Source organism: Gordonia liuliyuniae, from assembly GCF_021739025.1.
In the GTDB taxonomy this organism is placed as follows: domain Bacteria; phylum Actinomycetota; class Actinomycetes; order Mycobacteriales; family Mycobacteriaceae; genus Gordonia; species Gordonia liuliyuniae.
Genome location: NZ_JAKKOT010000003.1, coordinates 440484 through 457214, shown reverse-complemented (window position 1 = coordinate 457214; position 16731 = coordinate 440484). Strand labels below are relative to the sequence as shown.

At 66.1% G+C, this 16731-nt stretch carries 19 protein-coding genes; 9 read left to right on the top strand and 10 right to left on the bottom strand.

Annotation, left to right across the window (positions count from 1 at the left end; all coding sequences use genetic code 11):
- Positions 1 to 25: 25 nt before the first annotated feature.
- Positions 26 to 892 carry a LysR family transcriptional regulator gene (locus L5G28_RS06875; RefSeq protein ID WP_237000863.1) on the top strand — a complete coding sequence of 289 codons (867 nt, stop codon included), beginning with the start codon at positions 26 to 28 and terminating at the stop codon, positions 890 to 892.
- Positions 893 to 895: 3 nt separating this feature from the next.
- Here the strand turns inward: L5G28_RS06875 and L5G28_RS06870 are convergent, their stop codons facing one another.
- Together L5G28_RS06870 and soxR are read right to left on the bottom strand one after the other, a co-directional pair.
- Complete coding sequence (locus L5G28_RS06870; protein ID WP_237000862.1) at positions 896 to 1489, bottom strand: TetR/AcrR family transcriptional regulator; 594 nt, start codon at positions 1487 to 1489, stop codon at positions 896 to 898.
- Positions 1490 to 1660: 171 nt separating this feature from the next.
- A complete protein-coding gene (gene soxR / locus L5G28_RS06865; protein WP_237000861.1) occupies positions 1661 to 2119 on the bottom strand; it encodes a redox-sensitive transcriptional activator SoxR in 459 nt (152 codons plus the stop codon).
- 65 nt (positions 2120 to 2184) lie between these two features.
- Here soxR and L5G28_RS06860 point away from each other — a divergent pair, with 65 nt between their 5' ends.
- The gene (locus L5G28_RS06860; protein ID WP_237000860.1) at positions 2185 to 4032 is read left to right on the top strand and encodes an ABC transporter ATP-binding protein; all 1848 of its coding nucleotides are present in this window, start codon (positions 2185 to 2187) and stop codon (positions 4030 to 4032) included.
- Between the two features lie 35 nt (positions 4033 to 4067).
- On the opposite strand, the gene truA is transcribed toward L5G28_RS06860, so the two are convergent.
- From truA to infA, 8 genes are all read right to left on the bottom strand, one after another.
- Positions 4068 to 4901: a tRNA pseudouridine(38-40) synthase TruA gene (truA, locus tag L5G28_RS06855; protein WP_372477189.1), complete on the bottom strand. Its 834-nt coding sequence runs from the start codon at positions 4899 to 4901 to the stop codon at positions 4068 to 4070.
- A gap of 62 nt (positions 4902 to 4963) precedes the next feature.
- Positions 4964 to 5704 (bottom strand): 50S ribosomal protein L17, sunset domain variant, encoded by a 741-nt coding sequence (gene rplQ, locus L5G28_RS06850; RefSeq protein ID WP_237000859.1) that lies wholly within the window; start codon positions 5702 to 5704, stop codon positions 4964 to 4966.
- 64 nt (positions 5705 to 5768) lie between these two features.
- On the bottom strand, positions 5769 to 6821 hold the full coding sequence (locus tag L5G28_RS06845; RefSeq protein ID WP_236996267.1) for a DNA-directed RNA polymerase subunit alpha: 1053 nt from the start codon (positions 6819 to 6821) through the stop codon (positions 5769 to 5771).
- Positions 6822 to 7067: 246 nt separating this feature from the next.
- Positions 7068 to 7673 carry a 30S ribosomal protein S4 gene (rpsD, locus tag L5G28_RS06840; RefSeq protein ID WP_236996266.1) on the bottom strand — a complete coding sequence of 202 codons (606 nt, stop codon included), beginning with the start codon at positions 7671 to 7673 and terminating at the stop codon, positions 7068 to 7070.
- Between the two features lie 22 nt (positions 7674 to 7695).
- Positions 7696 to 8103 (bottom strand): 30S ribosomal protein S11, encoded by a 408-nt coding sequence (rpsK, locus tag L5G28_RS06835; protein ID WP_006895581.1) that lies wholly within the window; start codon positions 8101 to 8103, stop codon positions 7696 to 7698.
- Positions 8103 to 8471 carry a 30S ribosomal protein S13 gene (rpsM, locus tag L5G28_RS06830; RefSeq protein WP_236996265.1) on the bottom strand — a complete coding sequence of 123 codons (369 nt, stop codon included), beginning with the start codon at positions 8469 to 8471 and terminating at the stop codon, positions 8103 to 8105. Before rpsM ends, rpsK begins: the two co-directional genes overlap by 1 nt.
- Positions 8472 to 8645: 174 nt before the next feature.
- Complete coding sequence (gene rpmJ / locus L5G28_RS06825) at positions 8646 to 8759, bottom strand: 50S ribosomal protein L36 (RefSeq protein ID WP_026917227.1); 114 nt, start codon at positions 8757 to 8759, stop codon at positions 8646 to 8648.
- 30 nt (positions 8760 to 8789) lie between these two features.
- On the bottom strand, positions 8790 to 9011 hold the full coding sequence (gene infA, locus L5G28_RS06820) for a translation initiation factor IF-1 (RefSeq protein ID WP_007616247.1): 222 nt from the start codon (positions 9009 to 9011) through the stop codon (positions 8790 to 8792).
- A gap of 525 nt (positions 9012 to 9536) precedes the next feature.
- Between infA and L5G28_RS06815 the strand changes: the two genes are divergently transcribed.
- The 7 genes from L5G28_RS06815 to L5G28_RS06785 are packed head-to-tail and all read left to right on the top strand — an operon-like array spanning position 9537 to position 16729.
- Complete coding sequence (locus L5G28_RS06815) at positions 9537 to 10394, top strand: MlaE family ABC transporter permease (RefSeq protein WP_237000858.1); 858 nt, start codon at positions 9537 to 9539, stop codon at positions 10392 to 10394.
- Between the two features lie 4 nt (positions 10395 to 10398).
- Positions 10399 to 11481 carry an MlaD family protein gene (locus tag L5G28_RS06810; RefSeq protein ID WP_237000857.1) on the top strand — a complete coding sequence of 361 codons (1083 nt, stop codon included), beginning with the start codon at positions 10399 to 10401 and terminating at the stop codon, positions 11479 to 11481.
- Entirely contained in the window at positions 11478 to 12539 is a 1062-nt protein-coding gene (locus tag L5G28_RS06805) for an MCE family protein (RefSeq protein ID WP_237000856.1), read from the top strand. Before L5G28_RS06810 ends, L5G28_RS06805 begins: the two co-directional genes overlap by 4 nt.
- On the top strand, positions 12536 to 13585 hold the full coding sequence (locus L5G28_RS06800; protein WP_237000855.1) for an MCE family protein: 1050 nt from the start codon (positions 12536 to 12538) through the stop codon (positions 13583 to 13585). Before L5G28_RS06805 ends, L5G28_RS06800 begins: the two co-directional genes overlap by 4 nt.
- Positions 13585 to 14700, top strand: a complete 1116-nt coding sequence (locus tag L5G28_RS06795) for an MlaD family protein (protein WP_237000854.1) — start codon at positions 13585 to 13587, stop codon at positions 14698 to 14700. Before L5G28_RS06800 ends, L5G28_RS06795 begins: the two co-directional genes overlap by 1 nt.
- Complete coding sequence (locus tag L5G28_RS06790; protein ID WP_237000853.1) at positions 14697 to 15764, top strand: MlaD family protein; 1068 nt, start codon at positions 14697 to 14699, stop codon at positions 15762 to 15764. Before L5G28_RS06795 ends, L5G28_RS06790 begins: the two co-directional genes overlap by 4 nt.
- Positions 15761 to 16729 carry an MlaD family protein gene (locus tag L5G28_RS06785; protein WP_237000852.1) on the top strand — a complete coding sequence of 323 codons (969 nt, stop codon included), beginning with the start codon at positions 15761 to 15763 and terminating at the stop codon, positions 16727 to 16729. The genes L5G28_RS06790 and L5G28_RS06785 overlap by 4 nt, the downstream gene beginning before the upstream one ends.
- Positions 16730 to 16731 lie beyond the last annotated feature (2 nt).

The following is a 16731-nucleotide window of genomic DNA, read 5'->3' as shown; positions in this document are numbered from 1 at the left end:
TCTGTTCTATTCATAGAATGCTGGAATGGAGTTTCGTCAGCTCGAGTATGTGGTCGCGGTCGCCGAGACCGGTGGGTTCTCCCGTGCAGCGCACCGGTGCTTCGTCTCGCAGTCGGCCATCAGCCACCAGGTGGCGGCCCTCGAACGTGAGTTGGCGACCGAACTCTTCGACCGTTCGCAGCGACGCGTCCGACTCACCGAAGCGGGCGAGACGCTCGTCCCCTACGCGCGAGATCTGCTCGCGCTGCGCGACGACGCGATCGCCGCGACGTCCCCGCGACCGGACCGTGTCCGCATCGCCGCCAACATGTCGTTCGCCGGCGCCGCGCTGACCGCGGTGTCGGCGGTCCGCGAACGCAATCCGGAGGCCGAGATCGACTTCCTGATCAAACCGTTCACTCAGCGCATCGATGCCGTCGCGTCCGGTGAGGCCGACCTCGCACTGATCCGCGGCAGCGTCGACCGGGACGGCCTGTACCTCGATCCGCTCTGGGTGGACCAGCCGGTCATCGCGTTCAGCTCCCGCCATCCGCTGGCGGCAGGCGGGCAGGCGCCCAGCCCCGCCGACCTCGCCTCCTACCCGCTGATCCTGCCGCCCGCGGACCGCCAAGTACTGCTGCATCGACTCGTCGACCGCGCGTTCGTGCGCGCGGACGCCGAGGTCACCTACGGTCCGGAGATCCGCGAGGGCCACTCCGTCGCGTTCGAGCTCATCAACCATCCGACTGCGTGGACTCTCCTCTACGAGGATCCGCTGCAGCCCGGTATCGCGTGCCGACGCAGTCTGAACTTCACGCTCCCGGTATCGGCAGTGCTCCGCGTGGACGCGACACCCAACGAACTCGTCGCCGAACTGCTCACCGAACTCTCGAACGGGTTCCGCCGCATGTGAGAGTCACACGCGAGCCGCGAGAACCGCGTGTAGGGTCCGCCGCATCGAGTCGCGCCACGCGTCGTCGAGTCGCTCGTTGCGCCGCAGGAGCACCGCGGCGAGGGTTCCGCCGAAGGCGACCTCGATGACCATGGTCGGATCCTCCGACACCTCGACGCCGTCGCGAGCGGCAGCGTCCTGCAGCCGCTCGGTCAGGTCCGGCCAGACGATGTCGCGGAGTTCGTCGGTGAGCTGCGCCTTGACGTCCGCCTGCGGCCCCAGGTCGCTGATCAGCCCGAGGATGGCCCGGCGCATGGCCGAATCGGAGAAGATCGCGGCACAGGCGTCGACGATCGCCTCGACTTCGTCGGCGAGCGTCGCGGTCGGATTCCGCGGCGGCACCGCCACCGCGGTCGGGAACACCACGTGATGGACCAGATGCGCCTTGCCCGGCCACCGTCGACGAATCGCCGGAACCGACGTGCCTGCACGCGCCGCGACCTCGGTGAGCGTCAGCCCGTTGTAGCCGACCTCGCTGAGCAGTTCGCGCGCCGCGTCGAGGACCGCGTCATCGATCCGACCGTCCCGGGGCCTGCCCCCGCCGACCGTTCGCGACACTGCACCCTCCACCGACTCCACTGCTTGACTAGGTACCCGACAGTAGCTTATGTTTCGTTCTAGATACGAACGATATCCCGAACGGTGGCGTAAGACTCCCTCCCAGCCTCTCCACCCCACGAGACGGGCGCGCGAGCAATCGCACGCCCGTCTCACTCGTACCACCCAGCATCACGATTCGAGGAGACGTCGCGGACCGTCGCCGTGACGCCCGTACTCGTCGTGCGGATTCGCCAACGCGCACCGTTCCAGGGACAGGCAGCCGCAGCCGATGCACCCGTTGAAGTCGTCACGCAACTGCTGCAGCCGGTGAATCCGTTGATCGAGTTCGTCGCGCCACCCCTCCGACAGCCGCGTCCAATCGCGAGCCGTCGGCGTGCGCCCCTCCGGCAGTCGCGCCAGCGCGTCGCGGATGTCGGCCAGTGGAATGCCGACGCGCTGCGCGATCCTGATCAGAGCCACCCGACGCAGCGTGTCGCGCCGGTATCGCCGCTGGTTGCCACTCGTCCGACGTGCGTCGATCAGCCCCTCCCTCTCGTAGAAGTGAAGCGCCGAGACGGCGACGCCGCTGCGCGCGGACAGTTCGCCGACGGTCAGCTCCCGGCTGTTCCACGCGGGCCGATCGGTCATCAGCGATACACCTTTCCGAGACGAGGACTTGACCTAAACCTTAGTTGATGTTTCAAGCTCGAGTCATGAGCATGGAGACGACGGCATGGACAACGATGCACGCGGCGATGAACGCGACCACCGACCGCGGCCGGATCGACCCGGCGCTGCTACGACGGATCGCGCGGTTCGCCGCACCGCACCGGCGCCGGCTCGCCGGATTCGCGGTGGTCAGTGTGGTGATCGCGATCCTGACCGTCGCGACGCCGCTGCTCGCGGGCCGCGTCATCGACGCGATCACGCGCTCGGCGTCGGTGTCGGTCGTCGTGTGGCTGGCGTCGGTCATCGCGGTGGTCGCCGTCGCCGAAGCCGGGTTCGGGGTCGTCCAGCGCTGGCTGTCGGCGACGATCGGCGAGCATCTGATCTACGATTTGCGGACCGCCGTCTACGACCACGTTCAGACGATGCCGGTCGCCTTCTTCAGTCGCACCCGGACGGGCGCGCTGGTGAGCCGACTGAACAACGACGTGATCGGCGCGCAACGGGCGTTCAGCGATGCCTTCTCGGGCGTCATCAGCAACACCGTCACACTGCTGCTGGCCCTGGTCGCGATGCTGAGCCTGTCCTGGCCGATCACCCTCGCGACGTTGATCCTCCTGCCGATCTTCCTGTGGCCCGCGCGACGCTTCGGCGCTCGCCTCGCCCAGATGCAGCGGACGCGCGCCGGGCACAACGCGGCGATGGGCGATCGCATGACCGAACGCTTCAGCGCCCCGGGAGCGACGTTGATCAAGTTGTTCGGCGGCGCGGATCGCGAGTCCACCGAGTTCGCCGAGCGGGCGGGCAGTGTCCGCGACATCGGTGTGCGATCGGCGATGGTGCAGGAGGTCTTCTATCTCGCCCTGATGCTGGTGTCCGCGCTGGCGTTGGCGCTCGTCTACGGGATCGGCGGTGTGCTCGCTCTTCACGGGCAGATTCAGACGGGCACGATCGTGTCGTTGGCCATGTTGCTGACCCGGCTGTACGCGCCGCTCACCGCACTCGCCAACACCCGGGTGGAAGCGATGAGCGCGATCGTGAGCTTCGAGCGGGTCTTCGAGGTCCTCGACCTCGAACCCCTCATCCGGGACCGCGCGGACGCCCGCCCCGCCCCGACCGGCCCGGTAGGGGTTGAGTTCGACGGGGTCTCGTTCTCGTACCCGTCGGCCGCGCAGATCTCGCTGGCGTCGCTGGAAGAGGTCGCCGTCCTCGATCCACGACCCGCCGGCCGTGTGCTGCACGACGTGTCGTTCACCGTGGAGCCGGGGCAGACGGTCGCACTGGTCGGTACGTCAGGTGCGGGCAAGTCGACGATCGCCGGTCTCATCCCCCGGCTGTTCGACGTCGACTCCGGAGCGGTCCGCATCGGTGGAGTGGACGTGCGCGAACTCGACGCGGCATCGTTGCACGCGACGGTCGGCATGGTGACTCAGGACGGACACCTGTTCCACGACACGGTGCGGGCCAACGTCCGTCTCGCCCGCCGGGACGCGAGCGACGACGAGCTGTGGGAGGTCTTGCGCCGGGCTCGGCTCGACGGTGTGATCGCGGCCCTCCCCGACGGGCTCGACACGATCGTCGGCGAACGCGGCTACCGCTTCTCCGGCGGCGAACGCCAACGGTTGACGATCGCCCGTGTGCTGCTGGCCCGTCCGCGCGTGGTGATCCTCGACGAGGCGACCGCACACCTGGATGCGACGTCCGAGGCGCAGGTCCAACTCGCGTTGTCCGAAGCGCTCGCCGGACGCACTGCGATCGTGATCGCTCATCGGCTGGCGACGATCCGTGACGCGGACCGGATCCTCGTCGTCGAGGGCGGCCGGGTCATCGAGTCCGGTTCGCACGTCGAACTCGTCGACGCGGACGGCCGGTACGCGGAACTGTATCGCGCGTGAGGGCAGGTCCGGCCGCCAACCGGGCAGGGCGGAGTTCAGTCGCCGCAGCAGCCGCCGTCGAGGTCGGCCTCGTCGCGGACGTCGCGCGTGCGTTCGGCACGTGCGGCCCATTCCTCGGGCGGCGGGTACGCGACGTGCACGAGGCTCAGGCCGCGGGCCTGCGCGACGGGCACCTGCGCGGAACGCGTCTTCTCGGTGAGCAGCGACGCGCACCAGTCGAGGTCGCGACGCCCGTCGCCGGCCACGGCGACCGCGCCGACGAGGGAACGGACCATCGACCAGCAGAAGGCGTCGGCGCGGACCACCGCGATGAGGACGTCGTGCTCGTCGCGCCGCCACGTGAATGCCTGGAGTTCGCGGATCGTCGTCGATCCGGGACGGTAGCGACAGAAGGCGGCGAAGTCGTTGAGGCCGACCAGTCTCGCGGACGCCGCGTTCATGGCGTCGACGTCGAGTGCGCGCGGCCAGTCCGCGGTGGTGCGGGCCAGCGTGGGTTCGGCGCCCCACCGGGCATCGGCCAGTCGGTACTCGTAGGTGCGGGCGAGGGCCGCGAAGCGGGCGTCGAAGTCGTCCGAGACGGCGTCGACGGCTTTGACGCGGACGTCATCGGGAAGCATCTTGGCGAGCCTGCGGACGAGTCGGGTCGGGTCGCCGTCGATCGAGCGGGTCGCCAGTGAGGCGACGGGCACGTCACAGTGCGCCACCTGACCGGACGCGTGGACGCCTGCGTCTGTTCGGCCCGCGACCGTCAGTCGCACCGGGGCGCGGAGAATGGTCGCGAGAGTGGTCTCGATCGTCTCGCACACGGTGCGCCTGCCGGGTTGGGTCGCCCAACCGGAGAAGTCGGTGCCGTCGTATCCGATCGTCAATCGGAGACGGCACTGCCCGCCCTCGTCGGTGACGGGGGCGGGCAGTGCCGTGTCTGGCAGGATCAGTCTTCCTGCTGCGACGGCGGCAGCGAGTAGCCTGCTGCCTCTGCGTCCGCTTCAGTGGCGAACCAGATCTCCGCGACGGTCGACTCGTAGAAACGAGTGCCCGGGCGGTGGTACAGCTTCGACTGGGCGTTGCCCTTGATCGGGAAGCCCTCCGGCTGCTCGTCGCCCTCGATCGGAGCGTGCGAGCCTGCCGGAGCGTCGGCGTCGGCGACGACAGCTGCGGTCGACACGTCGTCGACGGCCTCAGCGACCGCTTCGGCGTTCTCGACCTGTGCGTCCGTCGCCTCGGCCTCGACGGCCTCGACGACGTTGTCGCCTTCGGCAGCCTTCTTCTTGGACGCCGCGGCACGTGCGACGCGGTTGGCCTCGTTCGACGCGGTGGCTTCGCGGACCAGCTCGATCACTGCCATGGGGGCGTTGTCGCCCTTGCGCGGCAGAGTCTTGATGATGCGCGTGTAGCCGCCATCGCGCTCGGCGAAGTGCGGGCCGATCTCGGCGAACAGCGTGTGAACGACATCCTTGTCGCGGATGTCCTTCAGCACCTGGCGACGGTTGGCGAGCGCGCCTGCCTTCGCGTGGGTGATGAGCTTCTCGGCGTACGGACGGAGCCGCTTGGCCTTCGCTTCGGTGGTGGTGATGCGGCCGTGCTCGAAGAGCGCCGTGGCGAGGTTCGCCAAGATCGCCTTCTGGTGGCTGGCCGACCCGCCGAGGCGGGCACCCTTTGTGGGCTTGGGCATTTCTCTCTCCTAGGAGGGGACTTGCGATCTGCAGACCGAAAGTCGTAGTGGTTCTAGCAGCCCCTTAGAGCTGTTCGGTCTCCGCGAAATCCTCACCGGAGTCGGCGTCGTACGACGCCTCGTCCGTCCATGTGCCGGTGGCCGGGTCGTAACCGGCGACCTGCGACGGGTCGAAGCTGGCCGGGCTGTCCTTGAGGGCCAGTCCCAGACCGTGGAGCTTCACCTTCACCTCGTCGATCGACTTCTGTCCGAAGTTGCGGATGTCGAGCAGATCCGATTCGGTGCGTGCGACCAGCTCGCCGACGGTGTGAACACCCTCGCGCTTGAGGCAGTTGTACGAACGAACGGTCAGCTCCAGATCCTCGATCGGCAGCGTGAACGCAGCGATGTGGTCGGCCTCGGCGGGCGAGGGTCCGATCTCGATGCCTTCTGCCTCGACGTTGAGCTCCCGAGCCAGGCCGAAGAGCTCGACCAGGGTCTTACCGGCGGAGGCGAGTGCATCGCGCGCGGTGATGGAGTTCTTGGTCTCCACGTCGAGCACCAGACGATCGAAGTCGGTGCGCTGCTCGACGCGGGTGGCCTCGACGTTGTAGGTCACCTTGAGGACCGGCGAGTAGATCGAGTCGACCGGGATGCGGCCGATCTCGGCGCCGGACGCCTTGTTCTGCACGGCGGGCACGTAACCGCGGCCCCGCTCGACGACGAGCTCGATCTCGAGCTTGCCCTTGTCGTTGAGGGTCGCGATGTGCAGGTCCGGGTTGTGGACGGTGACGCCTGCCGGCGGCACGATGTCGGCGCCGGTGACGGCTCCCGGACCCTGCTTGCGGACGTACATGGTGACCGGCTCGTCCTCTTCGGAGCTCACGACGAGTCCCTTGAGGTTCAGGATGATGTTGGTGACATCTTCCTTGACTCCGGGGACGGTGGTGAACTCGTGCAGAACGCCGTCGATGCGGATGCTGGTCACTGCCGCGCCCGGGATGGACGACAGCAGCGTGCGCCGCAGCGAGTTGCCGAGGGTGTAGCCGAATCCCGGTTCGAGCGGTTCGATGATGAACTTCGACCGGTCCTCGGCGATGACCTCTTCAGACAGTGAAGGTCGCTGTGAGATGAGCATTGAGGGTGTGTCTCCTTCGTGACCGCCCGCTATTTGACGGTCTGGAAGCGGAAACCAAACAGCATCTCGCTGCTGTTTGGGTCTTTTCTGTGTGAACGGCTCGCCGTTCAAGTTCTTTAACTCCAAGCGTATGTCCGGATTTCAAACCCAAGCCTAGAGACGGAGCCCAACTGGAAAGCCAGGCACTCAACTCGCCAACGCGGGTTCTTGTCCGGGGGCACTCGGGGGACGGAGTCCCCCGAGGGGTTACTTGGAGTAGAACTCGACGATGAGCTGCTCGGTCAGCGGGACCTCGATCTGAGCACGCTCGGGCACCGAGTGCACGAGGATGCGCAGCGTGGAGGGAACCACCTGCAGCCAAGCCGGGGTCGGTCGATCGCCGATGGTCTCCTTGGCGATCTGGAACGGCGTGGTCTGCAGCGACTTCGGACGAACGTCGATGATGTCGTACTGGCTGACGCGGTAGCTGGGCACGTCCACGCGAACACCGTTGACGGTGAAGTGGCCGTGGCTGACCATCTGGCGGGCCTGACGACGCGTGCGGGCGATGCCTGCACGGTAGACGACGTTGTCGAGACGGGTCTCCAAGATCTGGAGCAGCACGTCGCCGGTCTTGCCGGAGCGACGGTTCGCCTCTTCGTAGTAGCGGCGGAACTGCTTCTCCATGATGCCGTAGGTGAAGCGAGCCTTCTGCTTCTCCTGCAGCTGGAGCAGGTACTCGGATTCTTTGATCCGCGCGCGGCCGTGCTGGCCGGGCGGGTACGGGCGACGCTCGAACGATGCGTCTCCACCGACGAGGTCGACGCGGAGTCGACGAGACTTCTTAGTTGCGGGGCCGGTATAGCGAGCCATTGTTTATCTCTTCCTTTCCCGCTTAGACCCGGCGCCGCTTGGGCGGGCGGCAGCCGTTGTGCGGCTGCGGGGTCACGTCGGAGATGGTGCCGACCTCGAGGCCGGCTGCCTGCAGCGAACGGATGGCGGTCTCGCGACCTGAACCCGGTCCCTTGACGAATACGTCGACCTTCTTGACACCGTTCTCCTGCGCCTTGCGGGCCGCGTTCTCGGCAGCGAGCTGCGCGGCGAACGGGGTGCTCTTGCGCGAGCCCTTGAAGCCCACGTGGCCGGAGGAGGCCCAGCTGATCACGTTGCCCTCGGGGTCGGTGATCGAGACGATGGTGTTGTTGAACGTCGACTTGATGTGTGCGTGGCCGAGCGGGACGTTCTTCTTATCGCGACGGCGGGTGCCCTTCTTGGGGCCTGCGCTACGTGACTTCGGAGGCATTACTTCTTCTTCCCGGCGATGGTCTTCTTCGGTCCCTTGCGAGTGCGGGCGTTGGTCTTGGTGCGCTGACCGTGGACCGGCAGGCCGCGACGGTGCCGCAGACCCTGGTAGCAGCCGATCTCGATCTTGCGACGGATGTCGGCCTGCACCTCGCGGCGGAGGTCGCCCTCCACCTTCACCGATGCCTCGATGTATTCACGCAGTTTCGAAACGTCTGCGTCGGTCAGATCCTTCGCGCGGAGGTCGGCCGAGAGACCGGTTCCGGCGAGGATCTCTTTCGAAGTGGTGCGACCCACCCCGTAGATGTATGTGAGTGCGATCTCCAGCCGCTTTTCGCGGGGAAGATCCACACCAGCTACACGTGCCATGTGGCGATTCCTTCGTATTTCTCAGAGGTCTGCTTCTGGTCCGTCCCGAACTCATATGTCGGGCCCCGGCCTCTGCACCGGGGGTAGGTGTCCGCGCGTCTGCGAACACTGGTGCCAGAAGTTCATTCGCGATGTTCAGTTGTGTTTCTCAAGCGACCCGAAGAGGGGCGTTGATCAGCCCTGACGCTGCTTGTGACGCAGGTTTTCGCAGATCACCATGACCCGGCCGTTACGGCGGATCACTTTGCACTTCTCGCAGATCGGCTTGACGCTCGGCTTGACCTTCACGTCACCGTTCTCCTTGTTGAACTTCGAGGGTTACTTGTACCGGTAGACGATTCGTCCACGGGCCAGGTCGTAGGGCGAGAGCTCCACGACCACACGATCCTCGGGCAGGATGCGGATGTAGTGCTGCCGCATCTTGCCACTGATGTGGGCGAGAACCTTGTGTCCGTTCTCCAGCTCAATGCGAAACATTGCATTGGGCAGGGGTTCGACAACTCGACCCTCGACCTCGATGGCTCCGTCTTTCTTCGCCATGTCCTCCGCGATTCTCCGGCGCCGCGCGTTACGCGACTCCGGGCTGGATCCTTCGACTTCCGGTACGGTGGCACGCACTACGGATTCCTCCTCGCCGAGTGACTGTCGCCACTCGGTTACGGACACGCGGAAACCGCACGACGCACCGACGTTCGAGTCTACGCGAGGCATCCGGTTCCGACCAACTCGAACCGTGCGACATCAGCCCCGTCGCCTCCGCGCGTCCCGGCGTACCCACCCAGTGCCGTGCTTGCATTCCGGCCCCTCTGGCCAGACGCCGTTCACCCAACCCCGCCGCGCGGAGCCGCACCCAGTCGACGCATAGCTGTCGACGCACAACAGTCGATGCCTCGATATCGACGCAGGAACCCAGAACCCAGCCCGCTTGATGAAACACTTTTCGCATTCGTGTTACATCCGTGGTAGAAATCAACCGTCGCACAGAGGTGGCGGCCGACACACTGCGTGGCGTGACAGGCGCGGGAGCAGATTCCCGCAGACGAGACAGACGGGTCGGGGGATCCATTGGGCATTCCATCAACGTATGAACCCGGCTTCGCTCGGTGGTTCATCCGAGCGAAGGACGGCGTCGACCTCGCACTCGCCTATCTCGGCCAGTTCCTCACGTTCCTGTGGCAGACGGTCCGGTACATCCCGGTCACGCCGTTCCGCTATCCGCGACAGACCATCCGGACGATCACAGACCTCACGTGGGGTCGTGGCGCCGTCGTCATCGGCGGCGGAACGGCCTTGCTCATGGCGGGTCTGGGCATCGCGGCCGGAGCGACTGTCGCGATCATCGCCGACAGCACTCTGGACCTCGTCGGCCTCGGCTCGGTGACCGGTTCGGTGTCGTCGTTCGCGATCACGCGCGAATTCGCTCCGATCCTCGCCGCTGTCGCCTTCACCATCCAGGCCGGCTGCCGCATGACCGCCGAGATCGGCTCCATGCGCATCAGCGAGGAGATCGACGCCCTCGAGGTGATCGGCGTGCACTCGATGTCGTTCGTCGTCTCGACACGCGTCATCGCGGGCGTCCTCACCACCATCCCGACGTTCCTCGTCGCGCTGGTCGCCAGCTATCTGAGCAGTGCGTTCGTCGTCGTCTCCCGGGGCGGATCCCGCGGCGCCTACGCCCACTACTTCGACCAGTTCGTGAACTTCCCCGACATGCTGGCCGCGACCGTCAAGACCATCACGTTCATCGTGGCGATCACCCTCATCCACTGCTACAAGGGTTTCTTCGCGGCAGGCGGGCCAGAGGGCGTCGGCGTCGCATCCGGTCGAGCGGTCCGGGCCAGCCTCGTCACGATCATGGTTCTCGATCTCGCTCTGACGCTCGCGTTCTGGGGCGTCAACTCGCCGTTCCTGTTCCGAGGGTGACTCAATGACCGAATTTCGAATCCCCGGCATGTCCGCCACGGCGAGCGCATACCGAAACCGCGCATTGGCCACGATCATAACCGTCGCCGCCGTCGCCACCGCAACGGTCGTCGGGGTGCGCGCCCTCCCCGACGACACCACCGAGATCGTTCTGAAGACGAGTTCGGTGGCGGGCGGCATCCGCCCCGACGCCGCCGTCGTCCTCAACGGCTCCGAGGTCGGTGTCGTCAGCGAGATCGAGGTCACCGCCCCCGACACCTACACGGTGACCCTCGACCTGAGCGGCGACCGCGGCGACGACGCACTCGCCGTACTCACCGATCGGACCGTGGTGACGTACGCGCCGAAGAACCTGTTCGGCATATCCGCCGTCGTCCTGACCAGCCAGGCGGGTGGAACTCGGCTACACAACGGATCGACGCTCGACGCGGGCGACCCCGAGGACGCGACGATGACGACGCTGCTGCGCAAACTCAGCGACCTCCAGAACGAGGCGTTCGACCCGTACCTGAGCGACATCCTGACCGTCGCCGCGAAAGCGACCGACGGCCTCCTTCCGATTCTGGGCGTCGCAGGTCAGATCATGAACGACATCGCCGAAACCCAAGTGGTGAGCCCGCGCCGGACGTTGCCGCAGTTCGCGCAGTTGGTCGCCCAGGTTCGGGGCACCTTCGACGATCTCCTTCCGCCGATCCGACGACTCATGGACTGGCAGGCGCCACGGCGGCCGGGCTTCAGCGATCTCGCCGAACAGGGACTGTCGTTCACCGAGGGGCCGGTCATGGACGAGATCACCGCGCTGCTCTCCGACGCCGAACTCGGGCAGACCGCTCCCCTCATGCCGGTGCTGACCGCGCTCCTCGACCGGATCAACAACACGTTCCCCGACTCACGGACCAACGGCATCCAGATCGCGACGCTCATCGAGCGGCTCCGCCGAGCACTGCCCGCGGGCCCCGACGGCTCGCCGGTGCTCACCGTCGACGCGGTCCTGGCGTCCGCGCCGGGTTTGAAGGCGGTCCTCGATCAGCCGTCGGTGACGAAACGTGCAGCCGACCGCCCGACCGGACAGGAGGGAACCAGGTGACCAAGTTCCCTCGCGCACTGGTCTATCTGATCGTGTTCGCCGTCTTCTGCGTGGGTGGCGGCCTGTTCATCAGCAACGCCATCGTCCGCCCCGTCGACACCGCGACCACGAAATACACTGCCGACTTCACCAGCGTCGCAGGCCTGAAGGTCGGCAGCGATGTCCGCGTCCTCGGCGCACGCATCGGCAAGGTCACCGACATCGCCGTTCACCACGACGACCAGGACGGCGCCTCGGTCGGTCGTGTCGAATTCGAGATCGACACGAAGCAGAAGATCTACGACGGCACGCGGCTCGCCATCCGCTACCTCAACCTCACCGGCATCCGATACGTCGACGTGCAGCAACCGACGACGACGCCCGGCGTCCCGATCCGCAAGGGTCAGGTGATCGGCACCGACCACACCGACCCGTCGTTCGATGTGACCCGCGTGTTCCACGGTCTGGCACCGGTGTTCGCGACCATGAACACCGAGGACATCAACCATTTCTCCGAGAGTCTGCTCGCGGTGATCGAGGGCGACGGCTCCGGCTTCAGCGAGTTCGTCGCGTCCCTCACGAAAGTCGTCCGATTCGCTGACGACCGGGCCGCGGTGATCAACACGCTCGTCGACAATCTGGCCGAGCTCTCCGGTTCCGTGGCCGGACGGTCGCAGTACATCACGCCGATCATCGACTACGTCTCCCGCTTCGGCAGCGTCCTCGCGCAGTGGACGCCGTCGTTGCGTGAGCTCGCCGACAACACCGGTGCGCTCCTGGTCCAGGCGGACGATCTCCTGGCCTCGCTCGGCGTCGAGCCGAACGGGACCCCGGACGCGAGCTTCTTCCTCGCGCAGGCGAAACCGACTCTCGAGGCGGCCGTCTCGCTGCTGTCGCTGGCGCCCGTCCTGCTCGAGACGCTCAACACGGTGGTCCCCGCACCCGGTTCGAACCCGACCGGTTCGAACCCGACCGGTTCGAACCAAGCCCAGTCGACGTGTACCAGGGGTCGCGCCGAAATTCCGAAACAGTTGCAGCTGTTCATCCGGGAAAGCCAGGTGACCCTGTGCAAGCGATGAAGATCGTCACCGCACCGTTCCGTTGGATCGGCGGGATCATCAGGTGGGTCATCAACCCGCGCCAGCGAACCGAGTCGCACGATCGTGCGCTCGAATTCGGCTGGGGCGTCGTGGCCATCGGCGTCACCCTCGTCGCGATCGTCATCGGTGTCGCCGCGTACTGGTACTCCCCCGGTCACTACCGGGTGGTCGCCCAGTTCAGCGAAGCGGGACAGCTCGAATCCGGCGACAGCGTCCGCGTCGCGGGTGTACCCGTCGGCACCGTCAAGTCGGTCGAGCTTCGCAACGACCACGTCGACGTCGAGATGGCCGTGCGGTGGGGCACGTTCCTGGGCGACGAGACCAACGCCGACGTGAAGATGCTGACGCTCGTCGGCGGCAGCTACATCGATCTGACCACTGTCGGCACCGATCCGCTCGGCGACGACGTCATTCCCGAGAGCAGGACCAGCATCCCGTACAGCCTCGCGGAGACCTTCCAGAAGATGCAGCCCAAGCTCGACGAGATCGACGCCGCGCCCGCACGCAAGAGCATCGCCCAGATCGGTCAGGCGCTCGACGACAATCCGGACGCGTTACGCGAAAACCTGACGACGATCCAGTCGATGCTCACCAACTTGCAGAACCGTCAGGACGAGTTCGGCTCCATGTTGGCGCTGGCCGCCGACTACTCCGAGCAGATCAACGCCAACGGCGACGTGCTCACCCAGCTGGCACGCAACCTCGACTCGTTCGTCACCGAGTACTCGGTGTTCGGATCGCGCCTCAACGTCGTCCTCGACCACCTGGCACTGCTCCTGGAGCGGGTCCGCGGTCTGGCGATGATCTACATGCACGACATCGCGCCGCTCGTCGACCAGATCGACGCAGTCGGTCGGGAGTTCGGTCCTGCGCTCGAGCGCTACGGACCGATGATCAGCCGGGCCCGCGACCTCATCTACCGCCTCGAAGGGATGGTGCAGCCCGACGGCTCGATCGTCGTCGATCAAGGCAAGATCGTGCTTACCTCGGACTTTTGCATCCCGATGCCGGGGGTGACGTGCTGATGATCGCCAAGGTACTCAAATCGCGCTGGCTGATCACCGGCTGCGTCATCACCGTCATCCTCTCCGCCGTCGCCGGTTTCCTGATCGCCGATGTCAGCTCCTCGCGAGCCGCGAAATACTGCGCCGAGTTCAACGACGCGATCGGATTGTTCGTCGGCAATCAGGTGACCCGGCGCGGCGTTCCGATCGGCGAGATCACCGGCGTCGAGGCGGAGGGCGGGCACGCCGTGGTCCGATTCACCGTCAATGACGACGTACCGATCCCCGCCGACACGCAGGCCGCCACTGTGGCGCCGTCGGTGATCGCCGTCCGACAGCTCGCTCTCCTCGGCGACTACGACGGCGGCCCACGGCTGCAGCCCGGGCACTGCGTCCGGCTGGCGAACACGAACACCCCCGCGTCCATCTCCGAGTCGCTGCAAAGCCTGTCGGATGTCGCCTCCCAGCTGACGACCGCGGGCGGGCTCACCGAGTCGAAGCAGATGCTGTCGGCGATGTCGAACCTCGACGAGGCGTTGGCGGGCACCGGCCCGCTGCTGAACACGATCATCAAACAACTCGCGGCGCCCGGACGTTCGCCGATCACCGGGGCATTGGACGACACCTCACGCATCATCGACAGCGTCAGTTCGCTCTCCACCGGTCTCGCCGACAACTGGCCGTTCCTGGAATCGTTCATCACCGAGATCTCCGGCGTCGTCAAACCGTTGATCCTGCCGACCATCGGCAGTGTCAGCCGGATCATCGGCGCACTGCCGGAGACGCTCACCATGCTCACCAAGGTGATCGACAATTACAGCCACTTCGTGTGGCCCGCCGCGGACGTCGTGGTCCCGATCGCACGGGTCGTCGGCAACGGCATGCGCAATTTCGGCGACGTCCTGGGGATCGTGCCGGTGCTCATCCGAGCCTTCGACATCTCCTTCGATCAGAAGACGCTCGGCCTGCGCATCAAGTACACCCCGCCGACCACGCGCATCCCGGCCAAGAACCCGCAGACCACGTGCGCCAACATCAACCGCTATGCGCCGGGGCAATGCACGGTCACCGATCCCTCCGGGATGGAGATCGACGCGCTGTCACTGGCCCTGACCTTGACGGGAGCGGCCCGATGACCACCGTGACTCGCGTCGCGGCGCGCCCCATCCTCCGCATGATCGTGACCCTTCTGGTCGTCGCAGTGCCCCTCGTCGTCGCAGTGCCCCTCACCGGCTGCTCGGCGTACGCCGAGTTCGCCCCCGAGAACCTGCCGACTCCGCAGGGACTCCGGGACGGCCGTGAGATCAGCGCGCTGGTGCCGACCGCTGTCAACCTTCCGCTCGAGTCGAAGGTGCTCGTCAACGGCATCGACGCGGGCAGGGTGTCGGCGATCGTGCCCGACGACGGCGCCACCAGGATCACGATGCGGATCGACGACTCGACCGTCGTCTCGGCGACCGCGCGGCTGGAACTCAAACAGGACACGCTGCTCGGCGACACCTACGTGTCGATCACGAACCCGTCGGATCCGACCGCGAACGCGTTGCCCGCAGGCGGAACACTGCGCATCGAGCAGGTCGCCGAACCGGTCCAGATCGAACAACTGTTGTCGAGCCTGGCCAACTTCCTCGGCAGCGGAAGCCTTCTGCAACTCGGCGCCACCTTCAGCGCGGTCAACGACCAGTTCCCCGAGAACCCGAAGGACATCGTCGAGATCCAATCGGTCCTCGCCGACACCCTCGACACGTGGGCGTCGAACACCGATGATCTCGGGGCCATCCTCAGCGATGTCGCGGGCCTGTCGCAGCGGCTCACGAAGATGAAGGGCACCCTGGAGTTCGCGCTGAGCCCGGCGGGCGTCAACCAGTTCCGGGCGATCAGCAGCACCACGTACATGGTCGCGATCCTCGGCCGACTGTCCGACGCGCTCGGCCCGGCGATGCCGCTGGTACCGGTGTTGTCGAGCTTGACCCGGTTGATCGGCGACGTCGTCACACCGCTCCTGATCCCCGGTTTCCCCCAGAACGACGTCTCGAACGCCGAACTGCTCACCGACGTGATCGACGACAAGGTCCTCCCGTGGCTCAAGAACACACCGGGAGTGAACCTGAGGTCGGTGACGGTCGAGAACGACGTGTCCGACCGTGACCTCTCCCGAGAGATGGTCCGCGCCTTCCGCATGTTGGGAATGGTCCGATGAACCGGAGCAGCAGAATCGAACTGGCCTTGAACGTCCTCGCGTTCGCGACGGTGATCATCGTCTGCGGCACGTACCTGGCGACTCAGGCCTACCACTGGAAACCTCTCCAGGACACGAAGACCGCGTACGTCAGCCTCACCGACAGCAACCTGATCCTCGAGGACACGGGTGTGTTCGTCAGCGGAATCCGAATCGGGAGGGTGGCCGACGTCCGGATCAAACCGGACGGCGCCACCCTGGTGCTCGAGTACGACGCCGACAATTCGCTGCCGGCCGATTCCGTCCTGTCCATCGGTCTGCAGTCGGCGCTCGGCGAGCCCTACCTGAACTTCACCCCCGGCACGAGCGGTGGACCGTCCCTGAAGAACGGCGCGACGATCGCCGCGGAGAGTCTGGAGGAGCCCGAATCGATCCCCGGCATCTTCAACCAGATTTCGACGATGTCGTCGGTGTTCGACGCCGGGCCGATGTCGGGGATATTGAAGTCGTTCGCCGAAGCTCTCGACGGCACCGAGGGGTCACTCGACCGCATCACCGACGGCACGCGACTGGTGGCGACGATGCTGATGACACATTCGCCACAGATGCGGAAGATGTTCTCCAACACGCAGGTCTACACGGCCGACCTCGATTGGATCGTCAAGACGCTCCCGCAGTTCTCGGGCGGTCTGCACGACATCATCGTCACGTTCCTGTCCGCGTTGGAGGCGACCGGCGACCTCGTCGACAAAGGACATCTGAACTCGGCGATGCGCGACTCGGTGCAGCCGTTCTTCGCGAAGCTCAACCCGTACCTCGCCGACATCATCCCCCCGGTGATGGACGCCATCGGCCCGCTGATGCCGATCGCATTCGCGATCGACGACACCGTCCCGCAGATCGACATGAGCGCCTTCCTCGCCCAGGCGCTGGAGCTACTCGGCGGAGGAGACGGCGTCAAGCTCGTCATCACCCAACCGAACTGACC

Excerpts from the sequence above, each read along its gene's own strand:
- L5G28_RS06785 (WP_237000852.1), top strand. The coding sequence starts at position 15,761 with ATGAACCGGAGCAGCAGAATCGAACTGGCCTTGAACGTCCTCGCGTTC.
- rpsK (WP_006895581.1), bottom strand. The coding sequence starts at position 8,103 with ATGCCTCCGAAGTCACGTAGCGCAGGCCCCAAGAAGGGCACCCGCCGT.
- rpsM (WP_236996265.1), bottom strand. The coding sequence starts at position 8,471 with ATGGCACGTGTAGCTGGTGTGGATCTTCCCCGCGAAAAGCGGCTGGAG.
- soxR (WP_237000861.1), bottom strand. The coding sequence starts at position 2,119 with ATGACCGATCGGCCCGCGTGGAACAGCCGGGAGCTGACCGTCGGCGAA.
- L5G28_RS06860 (WP_237000860.1), top strand. The coding sequence starts at position 2,185 with ATGAGCATGGAGACGACGGCATGGACAACGATGCACGCGGCGATGAAC.
- L5G28_RS06790 (WP_237000853.1), top strand. The coding sequence starts at position 14,697 with ATGACCACCGTGACTCGCGTCGCGGCGCGCCCCATCCTCCGCATGATC.
- L5G28_RS06845 (WP_236996267.1), bottom strand. The coding sequence starts at position 6,821 with ATGCTCATCTCACAGCGACCTTCACTGTCTGAAGAGGTCATCGCCGAG.
- rpsD (WP_236996266.1), bottom strand. The coding sequence starts at position 7,673 with ATGGCTCGCTATACCGGCCCCGCAACTAAGAAGTCTCGTCGACTCCGC.
- L5G28_RS06795 (WP_237000854.1), top strand. The coding sequence starts at position 13,585 with ATGATCGCCAAGGTACTCAAATCGCGCTGGCTGATCACCGGCTGCGTC.
- rplQ (WP_237000859.1), bottom strand. The coding sequence starts at position 5,704 with ATGCCCAAGCCCACAAAGGGTGCCCGCCTCGGCGGGTCGGCCAGCCAC.
- L5G28_RS06810 (WP_237000857.1), top strand. The coding sequence starts at position 10,399 with ATGACCGAATTTCGAATCCCCGGCATGTCCGCCACGGCGAGCGCATAC.
- L5G28_RS06800 (WP_237000855.1), top strand. The coding sequence starts at position 12,536 with ATGAAGATCGTCACCGCACCGTTCCGTTGGATCGGCGGGATCATCAGG.
- infA (WP_007616247.1), bottom strand. The coding sequence starts at position 9,011 with ATGGCGAAGAAAGACGGAGCCATCGAGGTCGAGGGTCGAGTTGTCGAA.
- L5G28_RS06875 (WP_237000863.1), top strand. The coding sequence starts at position 26 with ATGGAGTTTCGTCAGCTCGAGTATGTGGTCGCGGTCGCCGAGACCGGT.